Consider the following 13,547-nt stretch of genomic DNA (forward strand, 5'->3'; position numbering starts at 1 on the left):
AGCCTCAGGAAGGTCGAATCGGTCTGAGACAGGTCGGGACGGGTCAGGACGGGTAAGGGACGAGACGGGTCAGGGACGGGTGCGCAGCGCCAGCCTGACCCAGCTCGGCCGCCCGCAGGCCGGGCAGCGCAGCAGTGACGGATGCCGGCGCGGGAGCGGAAGGTGCACGCTCGGCGTCAGCACCCACAGCGCCCGCCGCAGGCTGACCGTGCTCGTCCGGCCGCAGCGGGAGCAGTCGACCGTGAGAACGGCACTGCGGCTACCCGGCGGGCGCACCCCGCTGTAGAGAGCCCGCTTGCCCTGCGCGTCCCGGCCGGTCGAAGCTCCGGGTGTGCTCACGCCGGCGGCCTGGACCGACCCGGGGGCACCGGGCCTCGCGGGCGTCCCGGGTGGTCCGGTGGTGTGCTCCCGGTTCGTGGGACGTCCCGTGCTGTCGCCCGGGCCGCCTGTTCCGGTGCGGGGCCGCAACCGGTCGAAGCCCGCTGACGCGTTCGAGCTCACACCGCTCCTGACACCGCGGCACCCGGAATCACGGCTTCCGGCATCACGGCGCCCGGCATCGCAGCTTCCGAGGGCACTGCCTGAACCGGTGAGGGCGTCGCCAGCCGCGGCGTGCTTCGCGGCGCACGGCCCGCTTCGCCTTCGCCGCCCGCACGTCCACGCGACGCCCCTCGTCCCGTGGCCTGGTCCCCGGCGGACGGCTTCGCGGCCACACCGGTCCCCGCACCCCCACCCGCGATCGCACGGGCGTGTGCGCGATAGGCCTCGGCGCCCTTCGAACGGCTGGCGGTGGTGAGGATCGACCGCCCCAGGCCCGGCGCCTCGGCGAACCGCACCGACCGGGCGATCGGCGGATCCAGGATCGTGACCTGATAGCGGGTCTCGACGTCGAGGACGACCGCCCGGCTGTGCGCGGTGCGTCCGTCGAACAGGGTGGGCAGCACCCCGCGGACCCGTAGCCGCGGGTTGGTGAGCCGCTGGACGTCCGCGACGGTGTCGAGGAGCTGGCCCACGCCGCGGTGGGAGAGCGTCTCGCACTGCAGCGGGATGACGACCTCGTCCGCGGCGGTCAGCCCGTTGATGGTGAGGACCCCGAGCGAAGGCGGGCAGTCCACCAGCACGAAGTCGTACTCGGCGGCGATCTCCCCCAGCGCCAGCCGCAGCGCATGCTCACGCCCGGTCCGGGAGAGCAGGATGGCCTCGCAGCCGGCCAGCTCGATGGTGGCCGGCAGCAGGTCGCTTCCGTCCGGGGTCGAGCGGATGACGATGCCCGGTGGCAGCCTCCCGAGCAGCACGTCGTGGACCGAAAGCTCCAGCGTGTCCGGGTCGAGGCCGAGGGAGAACGTCAGGCAGGCCTGCGGGTCGAGGTCCACCAGCAGGACGCGCCGCCCCAGCTCGCTCAACGCGGCGCCGAGGCTGGCGACCGAGGTCGTCTTCGCGACGCCACCCTTCTGGTTGGCTACAGCAAGGACCCGGGCCACATCGATCAGTGTGACAACTGAAACCGACTGATCACAACACTATCTGTGACTGAATCTCTCGCGTGCATCAGCTGGCGGCGCAAACCAGCCCAGGCCGGGCGCACCGGCGGGCGCCCGATCTGACATGTCGGGCGGAACCACACCCTGGCCCGTGTTGCCGGCATCCCGGACGGGCAGGACCGTTCCCGGCACCGCCGGGCACCGGACCTGAAGGCACCCGGCACCAACCACCACACGGCACGGCACGCGGCACCACACGGCACGCGGCACCCGGCCGACCCGAGGGAGCGACCAGCATGCTTGAGGCCGCCGGCTACCTGTTCGTGGCCGTGCTCCTGATCGCCGGCAACGCCCTGTTCGTCGCGGCCGAGTTCGCGCTGGTCGCCGTCGAGCCGCATCAGCTCCAGCAGGCCGTCGACGCGGGTGAGCGCCGGGACCGTACCGTGCTGCGCGCCGTGCGGTCGCTGTCGTTCCAGCTCTCCGGCGCCCAGCTGGGTATCACCGTGACCTCGCTGGCCGTGGGCTACCTCGCCGAGCCCGCGATCGCGACCCTGCTGCGGCCGCCACTGGCCGCGATCGGGATCGGCCCGTCGCCGCGCGGGGTGACGGCGATCGTGCTGGCGCTGGTCCTGGCGACCGTGACGCAGATGGTCTTCGGCGAGCTGGTGCCGAAGAACTGGGCCATCTCCGAGCCGGTGCGGGTCGCCCGCGCCGTCGCGCCGGCGCAGGTCCTGTTCTCGCGAGTGTTCCGGCCACTGATCAGTGTCCTCAACGGCTCCGCGAACGCCCTGGTCCGGGCGGTCGGCGTCGAGCCCCAGGACGAGCTTCGCGCCGGACGGTCGTCCGCCGAGCTCGACTCGATCGTGACATCGTCGGCCGAGCACGGCACCCTGCCCACCACCACCGCCGCGCTGCTGAGCCGGTCGCTGCGCTTCGGTGACCGCCACGCGTCGGACGTCATGACCCCACGGGTGCGGGCCGTGCTGGTCGACGTGGACACCTCCCTGACGGATCTGCTGGCGCTGGCCGAGCGGACCGGCCTGTCCCGCTTCCCCGTGCTGCGGGCCGCGCCACCGGCCGCCCCGGTCGCCGACGAGGTGGTCGGCATCGTGCACGTGAAGGACGCGTTCCGGGCGCCGCCGCCCGAACGGGGGATGCGCCGGGTGGCGGAGTTCATGAGCGACCCGCTGCTGGTTCCCGCCTCGCTGCACTGCGAGGTGCTGCTGCACCGCCTGCGCCGCCATGGTCTGCAGCTCGCCGTCGTGATCGACGAGTACGGCGGGCTGGACGGCATCGTGACGATGGAGGACCTCGTCGAGGAGCTCGTGGGCGAGGTCGCCGACGAGTACGACCGACCGGCCACACCGGACGTCGTCGTGCTCGGCCCGGGGCAGTGGCTGCTCTCCGGCCTGCTCCGCCTGGACGAGGTCCGGGAGGGCACCGGAGTCGACCTGCCCAGTGGGCCGTACGAAACCGTCGGCGGTCTCATGCTGGCCCGGCTCGGACGTCTCGGGCAGCCGCACGACGTCGTCCGGGTCGACGGGCACGAGCTTGTCGTGGTGTCGATCGACGGCCGCCGGATCAGCCGGATCCGCCTCGTCGCGGCGGCGGACGACCGATGAGCCTTTTCCACCTCACGGAGCACGGCCAGGGCAGCCGCAGGTCCGAGTCGACGATGGAAAAGGTTCAATGAACCTGCTGGCCTTTCCGGCCGGTCTGCTGCTGCTGGCCGGGAACGCGTTCTTCGTCGGCGCCGAGTTCGCGTTGATCTCGGCGCGGCGCGACCGCGTCGAGCCGATGGCCCAGCGCGGCGACCGACGCTCGCAGGCCGTCCTGGCCCGTCTGGAGCATCTCTCCCCGCTGCTGGCGGCCACCCAGCTGGGCATCACCGTGTGCTCACTGGCGCTGGGCGCGGTCACCGAACCCGCCGTCGCCCACCTGCTGGCCTCGGGCCTGGACGCGGCCGGAGTCCCCCACGACGCCCAGCACGTGATCGCGTTCGTGATCGCCCTGGGCATCGTGGCGTCGCTGCACATGGTGCTCGGCGAGATGGTGCCGAAGAACCTCGCCATCGCCGGCCCCGAACGAGCCGCCCGCTGGCTGGGCCCACCGCTGTTCGCCTTCGCCCGCCTGGCCCGGCCGTTCATCCTGTTCCTGAACGCGTTCGCGAACGCGGTCCTGCGGCTGCTGCGGGTCACTCCGTCGGACGAGCTGGCGTCCGCCTACACACCCTCGGAGCTCGGGGCGCTGATCGGCCAGTCGCGGCAGGAAGGGCTGCTGCATCAGGGCGAGCACGAACTGCTGACCCACGCGCTGGAGCTGTCGGTACGCACGGCGCGCACGGTGCTGGTCCCGAGTGCGGACATCGTCACCGTGCCCTGGACGGTGACGGCCACCGAGCTGGAGAAGTTCGTCGCCGAGACCGGCTTCTCCCGGTTCCCCGTCCGCGCCCCGGCGGCCGGGCCCGGCCGGGAACAGGGCACGACCGCGGAACTGGTCGGGTTCCTGCACGCGAAGGACGTCCTGGGGATTCCCGAGGACGCCCGTGACGAGCCGCTCGTGCCGCGCCGGCTTCGCCCCATGGTGCGGATTCCCGTGGATCTGCGCCTCGACGAGGTGCTCCGCCTCATGCAGCGGACGAAGAGCCACCTGGGCCGCGCGGTGGACGCGGCGGGCAGCACCCTCGGCGTCGTCGCCATGGAGGACGTCGTGGAGGAGTTCGTCGGCGAGGTGGAGGACGCGAGCCACCGCGGTGCCGCCGACAGCCGGACCTGAGGCATCGGGCCCCGCCCCACGCCCCTGGCGATCCGTGTCCACCCGCCCGCCGTCTGCCACCCGCCGGGGATCCCATACCGCCGCGCCGCCGCGCGGAGTCGCCTGACGATCCGCAAGTAGGAAGGATTTTGGTCGTCAGAACGACCAAGATCCTTCGCTCCTCGGACTCGCCCCACCGCGCCACCCCACTCAGGGGACCGGCCGCGTCCCACGAAAAGGCCGCCCGCGCCGCCCGCGCCCGTCGCCCACCGCGCACGGAACGGACGACGCGGGCCACACCGCGAGGGCCTGCTCAGCCGGCGGCCGGCGCCGCGCTCTGGACGACCTCAAAAGACCACAAAGTTGCACCGGAGGCGGCTGGCCCACCGTGACCACCCGGCGCGCCGGCCGGAGCACCCGCAGGAGCGCCGGAGGGGACACCACCGGGATGGCCGTGGGCTGGCGGCGCGGTCTGCGCGCCGGCGGCCCGGTGCCCCTCGCTGAAGGCCATCGAGGACTGCCACTGCTGGAAGTCCTCCTCGCTGCGCCACCGGGTGTAGACGAGGTAGGTGTCGGTCCCCTCCAGCGGCCGCAGGAGCTCGAACCACTCGAACCCGTCCGCCTTCTCGACCATCCCGGCCCGGCCGGCGAACCTCGCCTCGAGGGTCTCCCGCATCGCCGGGGGAACCGTCAGCACATTGATCTTCACGACACTCATGCCCGCAACGGTAGTGCGGGACGTCCCGGGGTGACGTCGTCATCCCCACCGGTGGCTCATGCCGTACAGTCGGCCGGCGTGTCTCGTCTTCCCCGTCTGGCCGTGGTCCTCGGCGTCGGCGCCGCAGCTGACGATCCGGCGGTGTATGGGGCCGCCGGCGCGGCCGCGCTCATCGCCCTCACCGAAGGCGGGCTGGAGCCGATCATGGTGCTCGCCTGCGCCGCCGGCGGCGGTGGCGGCGCCGGCGGCGGTGGCGGCGCCGGCGACCTGGCAGCCCGCGCGGCCGAGCGGTCGCTGGCCGGGTTCGGGCTGGTCGACCGGCTCACCCGCCTGCCCGGCCCCCTCGCCGTGTGCCCCGTGACCGCCGATGGTGGCCCGCGCCGCCCGTTCACGCTGTCAGGCACCGGTCCGCGGCACGACGGGGACGGCGCGACGGCCCTCGCGCACCAGGACGCGGTCGTGTTCGTCAGCACGCCCGACCTGCTCGGCAAGACCGGCCTGGCCGGCGTGTCCGACCTGCCCGGCGTTTCCGACCTGCCCGGCGTTTCCAACCTGCCCGGCGTTTCCAACCTGCCCGGCGTTTCCGACCCGGCCGGCGCGCCTGGCGCCGCGGCCGCGACCACGGGTGAGAGCGCACCGCCAGTGGCCTGGCGCGACGATCCGTCATCGCCGGCGGCCCCGGGTCGATGGGGCGAGAGCCACTTCTTCGGCGGGGTCTTCCACATCGAGTCCGAAGGCCTGTTCAAGGTCTCCGCCGACCCGGACCTGGCCGGCCCGCAGGGCCGGTGGATCGGCGAGTACCTGCGCGGGCGCTACCTGCTCCCGGCGCGCTCGGACATGGTGCGCGATCCGGCGCGGTTCGGCGGGCGACTCCGGGCGGCCGCCATCGGCCGGGCGCCCGGCCGCCGTTATCTGACCGCGCTGACCCGCGAGGTACGACGGGGCCACGCCCGCGCTGCCAGCGCGGGCTACCCGCTGCCTCTCCCGGCCCACTCCCACTGAGCCGCTCCCCCTCACGGGGGCGTGTGGCAAGCCCGAGCTTCGTGCCGCCGCTGCCGCTGCCGCTGAGCAAGACCGGAGGATCCTGGTCGCCAGGACGACCAACATCCTCAGATCTTCTGACCGGCGACTACGAGCCGCCGCTGCTGCCAGGCAAGACATGAAGATCACGGTCGTGGAGACGACCAGAATCCTCAGATCTTCGGTCTGCCTCTTCAGGCCGCCGCTCCGGACACCGGGCCGCCACAGCGGGGGAACGGCGGGAACGCGGCGCCAGCCCCGGGAGCCGGACTCTCAGTGCCCGGCACCACCGCCGGGAACGAGGCGGCCTGGCTGGCCCGCGGCGGCCCGCGTGCTCCACGCTCCCGGCGATACCGCGGTACCCGATGTCGCGGAGGCGGGCGGTGCGCCGGCCACCGGCGCTGACGACTCGGCCCCCGGGACGTAGGTGGGTGGCTCGTGATCGTTCTGGCGTCGCCCCACGACCAGCTGGCACAGGCCCGGCTCGACGGTCCAGGTCCGGCGGTCGAGCTGGTCCTCGATCCGGATCGGCAGCCGGGCGAGCGGCTCGGCCGCGCGCCGATGGCCCCAGGCGTGTGCGGCCTCCCAGTTCCCGAAGACGCCCACGAACTGGCCGTCACCGTCGAAGACCTGGAAGCGGCGCTCCTCGCCGGCACGCGGATCGGCGGCCGCCTGCCGAGGATCCGCCGGTTGGGCCGCACCCGCGGCGGTGGACCCGTCGAAGGCCGGACCGCGCCGGCCTGCCGTACGGGCGGCCGACCCAACGTCCATCATGATCCCCCCCCCGCACAGCCGTGACGCTCCATGCCAGAGCCGCCCGCCGGCCACCATAAGCAATATATCGGACACATAGTGTCAGTCGAGAACCGTGAGCGACGCACGTGCATTCACGATGATTGTGCATCCATTGTTCCCACCGCCAGCCAACTTATGCTGAGATCATGACGCTCAGGCTACATTGGCATGCGAACGGTTATATTTCGTTAACTCTTTTAAATGACACGAACACCTGGTAGCCCCGTGACGGCAGAGCCCACTCTTCCGTTCGGTGTGCTCAGCGCGCGCTCCCCGCCGCTTTGAACCCGATTCGGCGCGCGGGCAGGCGTGGCATGCGCCGCGCGCTCCGTGATGACGCGCAAAGCATCAGCCAAACGGCCATAGAGAGGCACCATGTCCGAGCTCACCATCGGGGGAAGTCCGACAGTGCGCCGTCGGCGGCTCGGCGCCGAGCTTCGCCGGCTCCGGGAACAGGCGGGGCTGTCGGCGGACGACGCCGCACGCCACCTCGAATGCTCCCCGTCAAAAATCAGCCGGGTGGAGACCGGGCGGACCCCGGCCCGCGTCCGCGACGTCCGCGACCTGCTCGACCTCTACCTGGTGCACGACACGTCCGAACGGGGGACCCTGCTCGACCTGGTGCGCCAGTCGAAGGAGCAGGGCTGGTGGCAGTCCTTCGGCGACGCGGTACCCGACTGGCTGGAGACGCTGATCGGCCTCGAGGGCGACGCCGACACGATCTGCACCTATGAATCGGTTCTCGTCCCCGGCCTGCTGCAGACCGAGGAGTACACCCGCGCGCTCGCCATGGACTTCGACGGTGAGGGCTCGCCATCCGAGGCCGAGCGCACGGTGGCCCTCAAGCGGGAGCGGCAGAAGCGACGTGGCCAGACAGGCCGGCTCGTCCACGCCCTCCTCGACGAGGCCGTCCTGCACCGTCCGGTCGGCGGGCCCGAGGTCCTGCGCGGTCAGCTGGAGCACCTGCTGGCGGAGGCGTCCAGCGGGCGGGTCGTCATCGGGGTGATCCCCTTCCGCACCGGCGGCTACCCGGCTCAGGGCTTTCCGTTCACCCTCTTCGAGTTCCCGGATACCCGGGACCAACCCGTGGTCTATCTGGAGGCCCTCTCCGGCGCGGTGTACCTGGAAAAGGCACAGGAGGTTCGCCGCTATAAAGTCGCCTTCGACAAACTCAGAGCCTGCGCTCTCGGTCCAGACGAGGCAGGCGCCATGATCACGCGCATAGTCGAGAAGGTGAAAGTGGAATGAACGCATACACGAGCGGCGCCGGCAAGGGCGGCGTCGAGTCCCTCGCCTGGCGGACGAGCAGCTACAGCCAGCCGCGTGGAAACTGCGTCGAATGGGCACCCGGTGCGGGCTCGGCGTTCGTACGGGACTCCAAGGACCGCGCTGGGGGCACGCTGGTGTTCTCGGAACGGTCCTGGTCGTCGTTCGTCAGCGCCATCCGCACCGGCGCGCTGAGCTGACGTCGGCGGCCTGAGTCGGACAGCCCGCCGCCCGGCTCGCTTCCGGTACCGTCCCGGGACCGCGAACGGCCGGTCGGCGGGCGTGCGGGACGTGACGACCTCAGGACCTCAGGACCTGAGGACGTCAGGACGTCAGGACGTCAGGTCGAACTCGCCATCCGCGAGGCCGGCGAGGAAGTCATCCCACTCCGCGTCGGTGAACAGCAGGACCGTGCCTACAGGCTGGTCCGAGTCACGCATGGCCATGCCACCCGGGACCCTCGCCACCTCCACGCGGTTCGGCTCGCCCTCCTCCGCCGCGGCGGAGTGCCACGACGCGCTGGCGAGATCCCGGTGGGTGTAGGAGAACTTGCGCGGCACTGGTACGGCCCCCCGACCTGGTCAGAGCGGATGTGGGTTGCGGTTGCCGGGGCAGGCGGGCGACCCGCGCCCCGACCGGCGCAATCCGAAGAATCACCACCCTAGAAGGCTTGACGCGGTCCGCCGCGCAGGTGGGACGGCGAGTCACCGCCGGTGACAACAAGCGGCCACAGTCATTCGGCCAGGCCCTCCCAGGGCTCCCGGTCGGGCGATACCGCGCGCCCCTGCGGGCAGTGCCGCCGGAAGTCACACCAGGAGCACAGCGGGCCCGGGCTCGGCGCGAACACGGCATCCGCATCGGCACCGGCGCGCAGCCGGTCGGTCGCCTCGGTGATGTCACTCGCGACGGACTCCGCGCGCTGCACATGCCGCTGGAGCGAGGCGTCGGTGTGCTCGGCGACGGCGACCGTACCGCTGGGCAGATGGTGCAGCTCCACCCTGCGGCACGGGGTGCGCAGCATCCGCCCGGCGGCCAGGGCGTAGAGCGCCAGCGCGGACGACCCACGGGCGTCGGCCTCGGTGAGCGGGCGCCGCCCGGTCTTGTAGTCGACCACGACGAGCTCACCGTCCCGCTGGTCGAGACGGTCGACGCGGCCGTGGAAGGCCAGCTGCTCGGTGCGGGTGGCGACCTGACGCTCCACGGCCCGCGGCTCGGCGGCGGGGTCGAGCCCGGCGGTGTAGCCCTCGACCATCGCCGCCGCGCGCTCCCGCCAGGCCGCCGACTGCTCCCGGTCACGGAAACCGTCGGTAACCCAGGCGGTGCGCAGCAGCCCGCCGGCGCGTTCCGGAGTCCGCGCCGGCAGCGGGACGTCCCACCAGCGGTGCAACGCGTTGTGCACACTGACGCCGACGGACGTGTGCGCCCACGGCGGGCCCTTGGGCGGCGCCGGGCGATCCAGGTAGGTCATCCGGTACCGGCGCGGGCAGTCCTCGAAGGCGGCCAGCCGCGACGGCGTGCAGGAGAACAGCCGGCGGGGCATCCCGGCCAGCTCCATCTGGTCCATCTGCCGATCATGCCACCGGGGGTCACGAGCCCGGCCTCACATCCGCACCTTCTGGACTGCGCGGACCACGCCTGGCATGCTCGGTCCATGCAGTTCGGTGGGTCTCAGACGCGCGCGCTGGAGAGCACGGCTCTGTCAGCGGCGATCGGGGCACCACAGGCCAGGATCGGGCGGCCGGGTGTCGGCCGGGTCGGTCTTCGTCCACCGCGAAGGTTTTATGGGGGCCGGGTACGGTCCCCGCTCTGCCGCTGATCGCACGCGGCTCCGCTCAGACCACAGCCCGGCAACACCCGGGTCCTTCGTGGCGCGGGCCGCGCCGAGCCCTACCGAAGGGCCCCACCCGTGACGAACGTCGTCGACGCCGCAAGCTCCGCCACGACCTCCCCGGCCGCCGAGGCTTCCGAGTCAGCCACGCCCGCCACCTCCGCGACGACCATCGCCTCCATCGACGAGGGGCGTCAGCTGATCGATGACATCGACATCAGGATCCGCGCCCTCGTGGCAACCCGCAAGGATCTGTCCGCCCAGGTCCAGGCGCTGCGTGCGGCAGCCGGCGGCCCGCGGGTCGAGCACGGGCGGGAGAACGCGATCATCACCGCCTGGGCGGACGAGCTCGGCCCCCGGGGTGCCGAGATCGCGCTGGCTGTGCTGACCCTCTGCCGCGGCAACCTGCCGTAGGCCCGACGATGTTGATCTAAGTCGCTGCAGGCGCGGTCAATACGGACAAAAGGGGCGCCGAGTGTCTGGCGGTCCGCAAGAAGTAAGGATTTTGACTGCCGGAGAGCCCGTCGCGGAATCCCGAGCCTCGGACTTCCGCCGCCGCCGCTGCTTCTGAGCAAGAAGTGAGGATTTCGGCGCCTTACGCAACCGAAATCCTCACTTCTTGCGGATTGTCAAGCTACTCCGTGCCCTTTATGTTGCCATTGGCGTGAGTTGCGGACGCTGCGCGCTGGCGCAGTCAGCCACCTTCCCGCGGATCAGGCGAAGCGGCGGGCTCCCCCGGGCTGCCTGCCGCGTCGGATCCACCGGCGCCGCGGGATCCGCCGGATCCGCCGGATCCGCCCGAGCTGGGCGTCCTGGCCGGGCGTGCCGGCCCGCCGGCCCCGTTCTTCCCTCCGGCCCCGTGCTGTGCGCTGGGCACGCTCTCCTGCCGGCGACGGCGCTCCCGCTTGTCCTTACGGGACTTCTCCGCCCGGGAGCCCCCGCCGTCCAGGTCTGCGAGCAGAGCCCTCAGCTCGGACCGCAGGAAGTCCCGGCTGGCCAGGTCGCCGATGGAGATCCGCATGGCGGCGAGCTCCCGGGCCAGGTAGCCGGTGTCGTCCTGCAGGCGCACCGACGCCTCCCGGTCCTGCGCGAGGTTCGCGCGGTCCCGGTCGTCCTGCCGGTTCTGCGCAAGCAGGATCAGCGGCGCCGCGTACGCGGCCTGCAGGGACAGCGCCAGCGTCAGGAAGATGAACGGGTAGTTGTCGAAGCGCACCGAGGCCGGGGCCACGATGTTGTAAACCACCCACATCACGATCACCACGGTCTGCACCGCGATGAAGCGGGCGGTGCCCAGGAACCGAGCGATCCGCTCGGCGACGCGGCCGAAGGCGTCCGGCTCGTAGCTGGGCCGGACCTTCACCCGCCGTGACGCGTGCGGCTGGTCGAGCCGCCCCGCCCGCCTGCGCAGCAGCCCGATCATGTGGCCGCCGGTGCGCTACCCACCTCGCCGCGCCCACCCGGCTCCGGATCACCGGCCGGCGGGACACCCAGCACGCCTGGTGACGCCCCGTCCGCGTCGTCCGCGCCGAGCGGGTGCTCGCGCCAGTCCGACGGCAGCAGGTGGTCCAGCACGTCGTCCACGGTCACCACCCCCACCAACCGTCCCGCGTCATCGAGGACGGGCGCCGCGACCAGGTTGTACGAAGCCAGATGGCGTGTCACCTCGGGCAGCGGCGTATCGGGACGCAACGGGGTGATGTCGACGTCGATGACGCCGCCGACCAGGGTGCTGGGCGGCTCCCGCAACAGCCGCTGGAAGTGCGCGAGACCCAGGTAGCGCCCGGTCGGTGTCTCATAGGGCGGACGGACCACATACACCTGGGCGGCCAGTGCCGGTGACAGCTCGGGGGCGCGCACGCGCGCCAGCGCCTCGGCGACCGTCGCGTTCGGGGCGAGGACCACCGGTTCGCTCGTCATCATGCCGCCCGCGGTGTCGTCCGCGTAGACGAGCAGGCGGCGCACCGGGGCCGCCTCCTCGGGCTCCATCAGGCGCAGCAGCCGCTCGGCCTCGTCGGTCGGCAGCTCGCCGAGCAGGTCGGCGGCGTCGTCGGGGCCCATCGCCTCCAGCACGTCGGCGGCACGCTCGGCGGCGAGACCGCCCAGCAGCTCCACCTGCTCGTCCTCCGGGAGCTCCTCGAGGACGTCCGCGAGCCGCTCGTCGTCCAGGGCCGCCGCCACCTCGGCCCGCCGCTTGCTCGACAGATGGTGCAGCAGCGACGCGAGGTCCGCGGGGCGCAGCTTCTCGAACGCGGCGAGCAGGTTCGCCGCGCCCTGGCCCTCCTCCGGCAGGGAGAAACCGGTCACCTCGTCCCAGCTGACCGTGCGGACCTCGCCGCGGCGACCCCGGCCGACCCGGACCGCGACCTGGTCGAGGATCCAGTCGCCCGTGCGGGTCGGCTCGATGGCGGCGTCGACGACGGTCACCTCGCGCCCCTGGCTGGCGGCGCCGCCCGCGGACCGGTCCGCGGGCGGCGGGAGCAGGGTCACCCGGCGGTCGAGCAGCTCGGCGAGCACCCGGGTCTCGTTCGGGCGCTGCGCGAAGCGACGCCAGCTCATCCGGGCCGACGACAGCACCACGGCGCCGGACTCGACCCCGGTGACCCGCGAGATCGGCACGAAGATCGGCCGGCGCTGCACCTCGACGGCAAGACCGAGCACCCGCGGGGGCTCATGGCCCAGCCGGAGGGTGACGATCACATCGTGGACCCGGCCCACCTGGTCCCCGTTCGGGTCGAGCACCAGCAGGCCGGCGAGACGTCGGCAGTAGACCCGGGACGGGCCCGGCCGGGCGGTCATCGGTGGCCTCTGGCCGGGGGGCTGGCAGGGACAGACGCAGCGGTCACGGGCGGAGGCTACCCGCGTGTCGGGGCGTGGCAACCCGCGGGCCGCGAGACCACGCGCAACACACCACTGGTCGCCTCACCCGTTCGGCGTCAGTGACCGCCGAACACCATGCGGTACCGACCGCTCGGCGCTACCGACCGCTCAGAGGGCCGACGCCGCTCAGAGGTACTGGCGCGCCGGGCCGACCATGGCGCGGACGGTTCGCCCGTCATGGAACTCGCCGATCGCCGTCATCGCCCAGGTGGGCGCGCCCGGCTCCCGCTGCAGCCGGCACATCACCAGACCGGTCGCCGGTTTCGACTCCGAAAGATCGAAGCGGACCAGCTCCTGACCTGTCTGATCGTCGATCAGCCGGCAGAACGCGTTACGGATGTCGGTGAACGACTGCCCCTGGAAGCTGTTCACCGTGAAGATCAGCGTGATCACGTTGGGCGGCAGGGCCGCGAGGTCGACCACGATGGTCTCGTCATCGCCCTCGCCCTGACCGGTCAGGTTGTCCCCCGAATGGCGGACCGCGCCACGGGCGCCCTTCTTCGACATGAACCAGACCTTGTCCACGTCCTTGCCGCGCTCGTCGAACAGGATGCACGAGGCGTCGAGGTCGATGGACTTGCCGAACTGGGCGGGATCCCAGCCGAGCCCCATCCGGACCCGGACCAGCGGGGGCGCACCGGTCTTGACCAGCGACACGCTCTGCCCCTTGCGCAGCGAGACGCGCCCCTTGTCGAGGTTGATCTTTCCTGCGCCGGCGGCGGCGCCGGCGACCGGGGCCGGCCCGCCCTGCGGCGGGCCCCACGGCTGACCCCCCGCGGGTGGCGGCGGCGGACCCCACTGCTGGCCC

General features: G+C 72.4%; 15 protein-coding genes. 6 read left to right on the plus strand and 9 right to left on the minus strand.

What is annotated here, in order from left to right; genetic code table 11:
• Positions 1–69: 69 nt before the first annotated feature.
• Positions 70–501 (minus strand): hypothetical protein, encoded by a 432-nt coding sequence (locus FREUN1FDRAFT_RS46755; protein WP_006543216.1) that lies wholly within the window; start codon positions 499–501, stop codon positions 70–72.
• Positions 498–1,481, minus strand: coding sequence for a ParA family protein (locus FREUN1FDRAFT_RS25915; protein WP_006543217.1), 984 nt, complete (start codon positions 1,479–1,481; stop codon positions 498–500). The genes FREUN1FDRAFT_RS46755 and FREUN1FDRAFT_RS25915 overlap by 4 nt, the downstream gene beginning before the upstream one ends.
• A 296-nt stretch (positions 1,482–1,777) precedes the next feature.
• Between FREUN1FDRAFT_RS25915 and FREUN1FDRAFT_RS25920 the strand changes: the two genes are divergently transcribed.
• Together FREUN1FDRAFT_RS25920 and FREUN1FDRAFT_RS25925 are read left to right on the plus strand one after the other, a co-directional pair.
• Entirely contained in the window at positions 1,778–3,103 is a 1,326-nt protein-coding gene (locus FREUN1FDRAFT_RS25920; RefSeq protein WP_006543218.1) for a hemolysin family protein, read from the plus strand.
• A 67-nt stretch (positions 3,104–3,170) separates the two neighbouring features.
• Complete coding sequence (locus FREUN1FDRAFT_RS25925; RefSeq protein ID WP_006543219.1) at positions 3,171–4,256, plus strand: hemolysin family protein; 1,086 nt, start codon at positions 3,171–3,173, stop codon at positions 4,254–4,256.
• A gap of 292 nt (positions 4,257–4,548) precedes the next feature.
• Here the strand turns inward: FREUN1FDRAFT_RS25925 and FREUN1FDRAFT_RS25930 are convergent, their stop codons facing one another.
• A complete protein-coding gene (locus tag FREUN1FDRAFT_RS25930; RefSeq protein ID WP_006543220.1) occupies positions 4,549–4,953 on the minus strand; it encodes an antibiotic biosynthesis monooxygenase in 405 nt (134 codons plus the stop codon).
• A 141-nt stretch (positions 4,954–5,094) separates the two neighbouring features.
• Here FREUN1FDRAFT_RS25930 and FREUN1FDRAFT_RS25935 point away from each other — a divergent pair, with 141 nt between their 5' ends.
• Complete coding sequence (locus FREUN1FDRAFT_RS25935; protein ID WP_232295404.1) at positions 5,095–5,955, plus strand: hypothetical protein; 861 nt, start codon at positions 5,095–5,097, stop codon at positions 5,953–5,955.
• A gap of 291 nt (positions 5,956–6,246) precedes the next feature.
• On the opposite strand, the gene FREUN1FDRAFT_RS25940 is transcribed toward FREUN1FDRAFT_RS25935, so the two are convergent.
• Complete coding sequence (locus tag FREUN1FDRAFT_RS25940) at positions 6,247–6,744, minus strand: hypothetical protein (protein ID WP_085948906.1); 498 nt, start codon at positions 6,742–6,744, stop codon at positions 6,247–6,249.
• A gap of 399 nt (positions 6,745–7,143) precedes the next feature.
• Here FREUN1FDRAFT_RS25940 and FREUN1FDRAFT_RS25945 point away from each other — a divergent pair, with 399 nt between their 5' ends.
• Both FREUN1FDRAFT_RS25945 and FREUN1FDRAFT_RS25950 read left to right on the plus strand, forming a co-directional pair.
• Positions 7,144–8,016 carry a helix-turn-helix transcriptional regulator gene (locus FREUN1FDRAFT_RS25945; protein ID WP_006543223.1) on the plus strand — a complete coding sequence of 291 codons (873 nt, stop codon included), beginning with the start codon at positions 7,144–7,146 and terminating at the stop codon, positions 8,014–8,016.
• A complete protein-coding gene (locus FREUN1FDRAFT_RS25950) occupies positions 8,013–8,234 on the plus strand; it encodes a DUF397 domain-containing protein (protein WP_006543224.1) in 222 nt (73 codons plus the stop codon). The genes FREUN1FDRAFT_RS25945 and FREUN1FDRAFT_RS25950 overlap by 4 nt, the downstream gene beginning before the upstream one ends.
• A 132-nt stretch (positions 8,235–8,366) precedes the next feature.
• Here the strand turns inward: FREUN1FDRAFT_RS25950 and FREUN1FDRAFT_RS25955 are convergent, their stop codons facing one another.
• Together FREUN1FDRAFT_RS25955 and FREUN1FDRAFT_RS25960 are read right to left on the minus strand one after the other, a co-directional pair.
• The gene (locus FREUN1FDRAFT_RS25955; protein WP_006543225.1) at positions 8,367–8,594 is read right to left on the minus strand and encodes a DUF397 domain-containing protein; all 228 of its coding nucleotides are present in this window, start codon (positions 8,592–8,594) and stop codon (positions 8,367–8,369) included.
• Positions 8,595–8,767: 173 nt separating this feature from the next.
• Positions 8,768–9,598 carry a PD-(D/E)XK nuclease family protein gene (locus FREUN1FDRAFT_RS25960; RefSeq protein WP_035953478.1) on the minus strand — a complete coding sequence of 277 codons (831 nt, stop codon included), beginning with the start codon at positions 9,596–9,598 and terminating at the stop codon, positions 8,768–8,770.
• A 342-nt stretch (positions 9,599–9,940) separates the two neighbouring features.
• Between FREUN1FDRAFT_RS25960 and FREUN1FDRAFT_RS25965 the strand changes: the two genes are divergently transcribed.
• Positions 9,941–10,276: a chorismate mutase gene (locus tag FREUN1FDRAFT_RS25965; RefSeq protein WP_006543227.1), complete on the plus strand. Its 336-nt coding sequence runs from the start codon at positions 9,941–9,943 to the stop codon at positions 10,274–10,276.
• Between the two features lie 280 nt (positions 10,277–10,556).
• Here the strand turns inward: FREUN1FDRAFT_RS25965 and FREUN1FDRAFT_RS25970 are convergent, their stop codons facing one another.
• The 3 genes from FREUN1FDRAFT_RS25970 to FREUN1FDRAFT_RS25980 all read right to left on the minus strand — a co-directional run.
• Positions 10,557–11,282, minus strand: a complete 726-nt coding sequence (locus FREUN1FDRAFT_RS25970) for a DUF1003 domain-containing protein (RefSeq protein ID WP_006543228.1) — start codon at positions 11,280–11,282, stop codon at positions 10,557–10,559.
• Complete coding sequence (locus FREUN1FDRAFT_RS25975; RefSeq protein ID WP_006543229.1) at positions 11,279–12,658, minus strand: magnesium transporter MgtE N-terminal domain-containing protein; 1,380 nt, start codon at positions 12,656–12,658, stop codon at positions 11,279–11,281. Before FREUN1FDRAFT_RS25975 ends, FREUN1FDRAFT_RS25970 begins: the two co-directional genes overlap by 4 nt.
• Positions 12,659–12,865: 207 nt before the next feature.
• A partial coding sequence (locus FREUN1FDRAFT_RS25980; protein WP_006543230.1) for a TerD family protein occupies positions 12,866–13,547 on the minus strand: 682 nt, incomplete at its 5' end.

Source organism: Parafrankia sp. EUN1f, from assembly GCF_000177675.1.
Lineage (GTDB): Bacteria > Actinomycetota > Actinomycetes > Frankiales > Frankiaceae > Parafrankia.

What these genes read in the sequence shown, in the direction of transcription:
- FREUN1FDRAFT_RS25920 (WP_006543218.1), top strand. Translation starts at nt 1,778, where the DNA reads ATGCTTGAGGCCGCCGGCTACCTGTTCGTGGCCGTGCTCCTGATCGCC.
- FREUN1FDRAFT_RS25945 (WP_006543223.1), top strand. Translation starts at nt 7,144, where the DNA reads ATGTCCGAGCTCACCATCGGGGGAAGTCCGACAGTGCGCCGTCGGCGG.
- FREUN1FDRAFT_RS25940 (WP_085948906.1), bottom strand. Translation starts at nt 6,744, where the DNA reads ATGGACGTTGGGTCGGCCGCCCGTACGGCAGGCCGGCGCGGTCCGGCC.
- FREUN1FDRAFT_RS25930 (WP_006543220.1), bottom strand. Translation starts at nt 4,953, where the DNA reads ATGAGTGTCGTGAAGATCAATGTGCTGACGGTTCCCCCGGCGATGCGG.
- FREUN1FDRAFT_RS25970 (WP_006543228.1), bottom strand. Translation starts at nt 11,282, where the DNA reads ATGATCGGGCTGCTGCGCAGGCGGGCGGGGCGGCTCGACCAGCCGCAC.
- FREUN1FDRAFT_RS25925 (WP_006543219.1), top strand. Translation starts at nt 3,171, where the DNA reads ATGAACCTGCTGGCCTTTCCGGCCGGTCTGCTGCTGCTGGCCGGGAAC.
- FREUN1FDRAFT_RS25975 (WP_006543229.1), bottom strand. Translation starts at nt 12,658, where the DNA reads ATGACCGCCCGGCCGGGCCCGTCCCGGGTCTACTGCCGACGTCTCGCC.
- FREUN1FDRAFT_RS25960 (WP_035953478.1), bottom strand. Translation starts at nt 9,598, where the DNA reads ATGGACCAGATGGAGCTGGCCGGGATGCCCCGCCGGCTGTTCTCCTGC.
- FREUN1FDRAFT_RS25950 (WP_006543224.1), top strand. Translation starts at nt 8,013, where the DNA reads ATGAACGCATACACGAGCGGCGCCGGCAAGGGCGGCGTCGAGTCCCTC.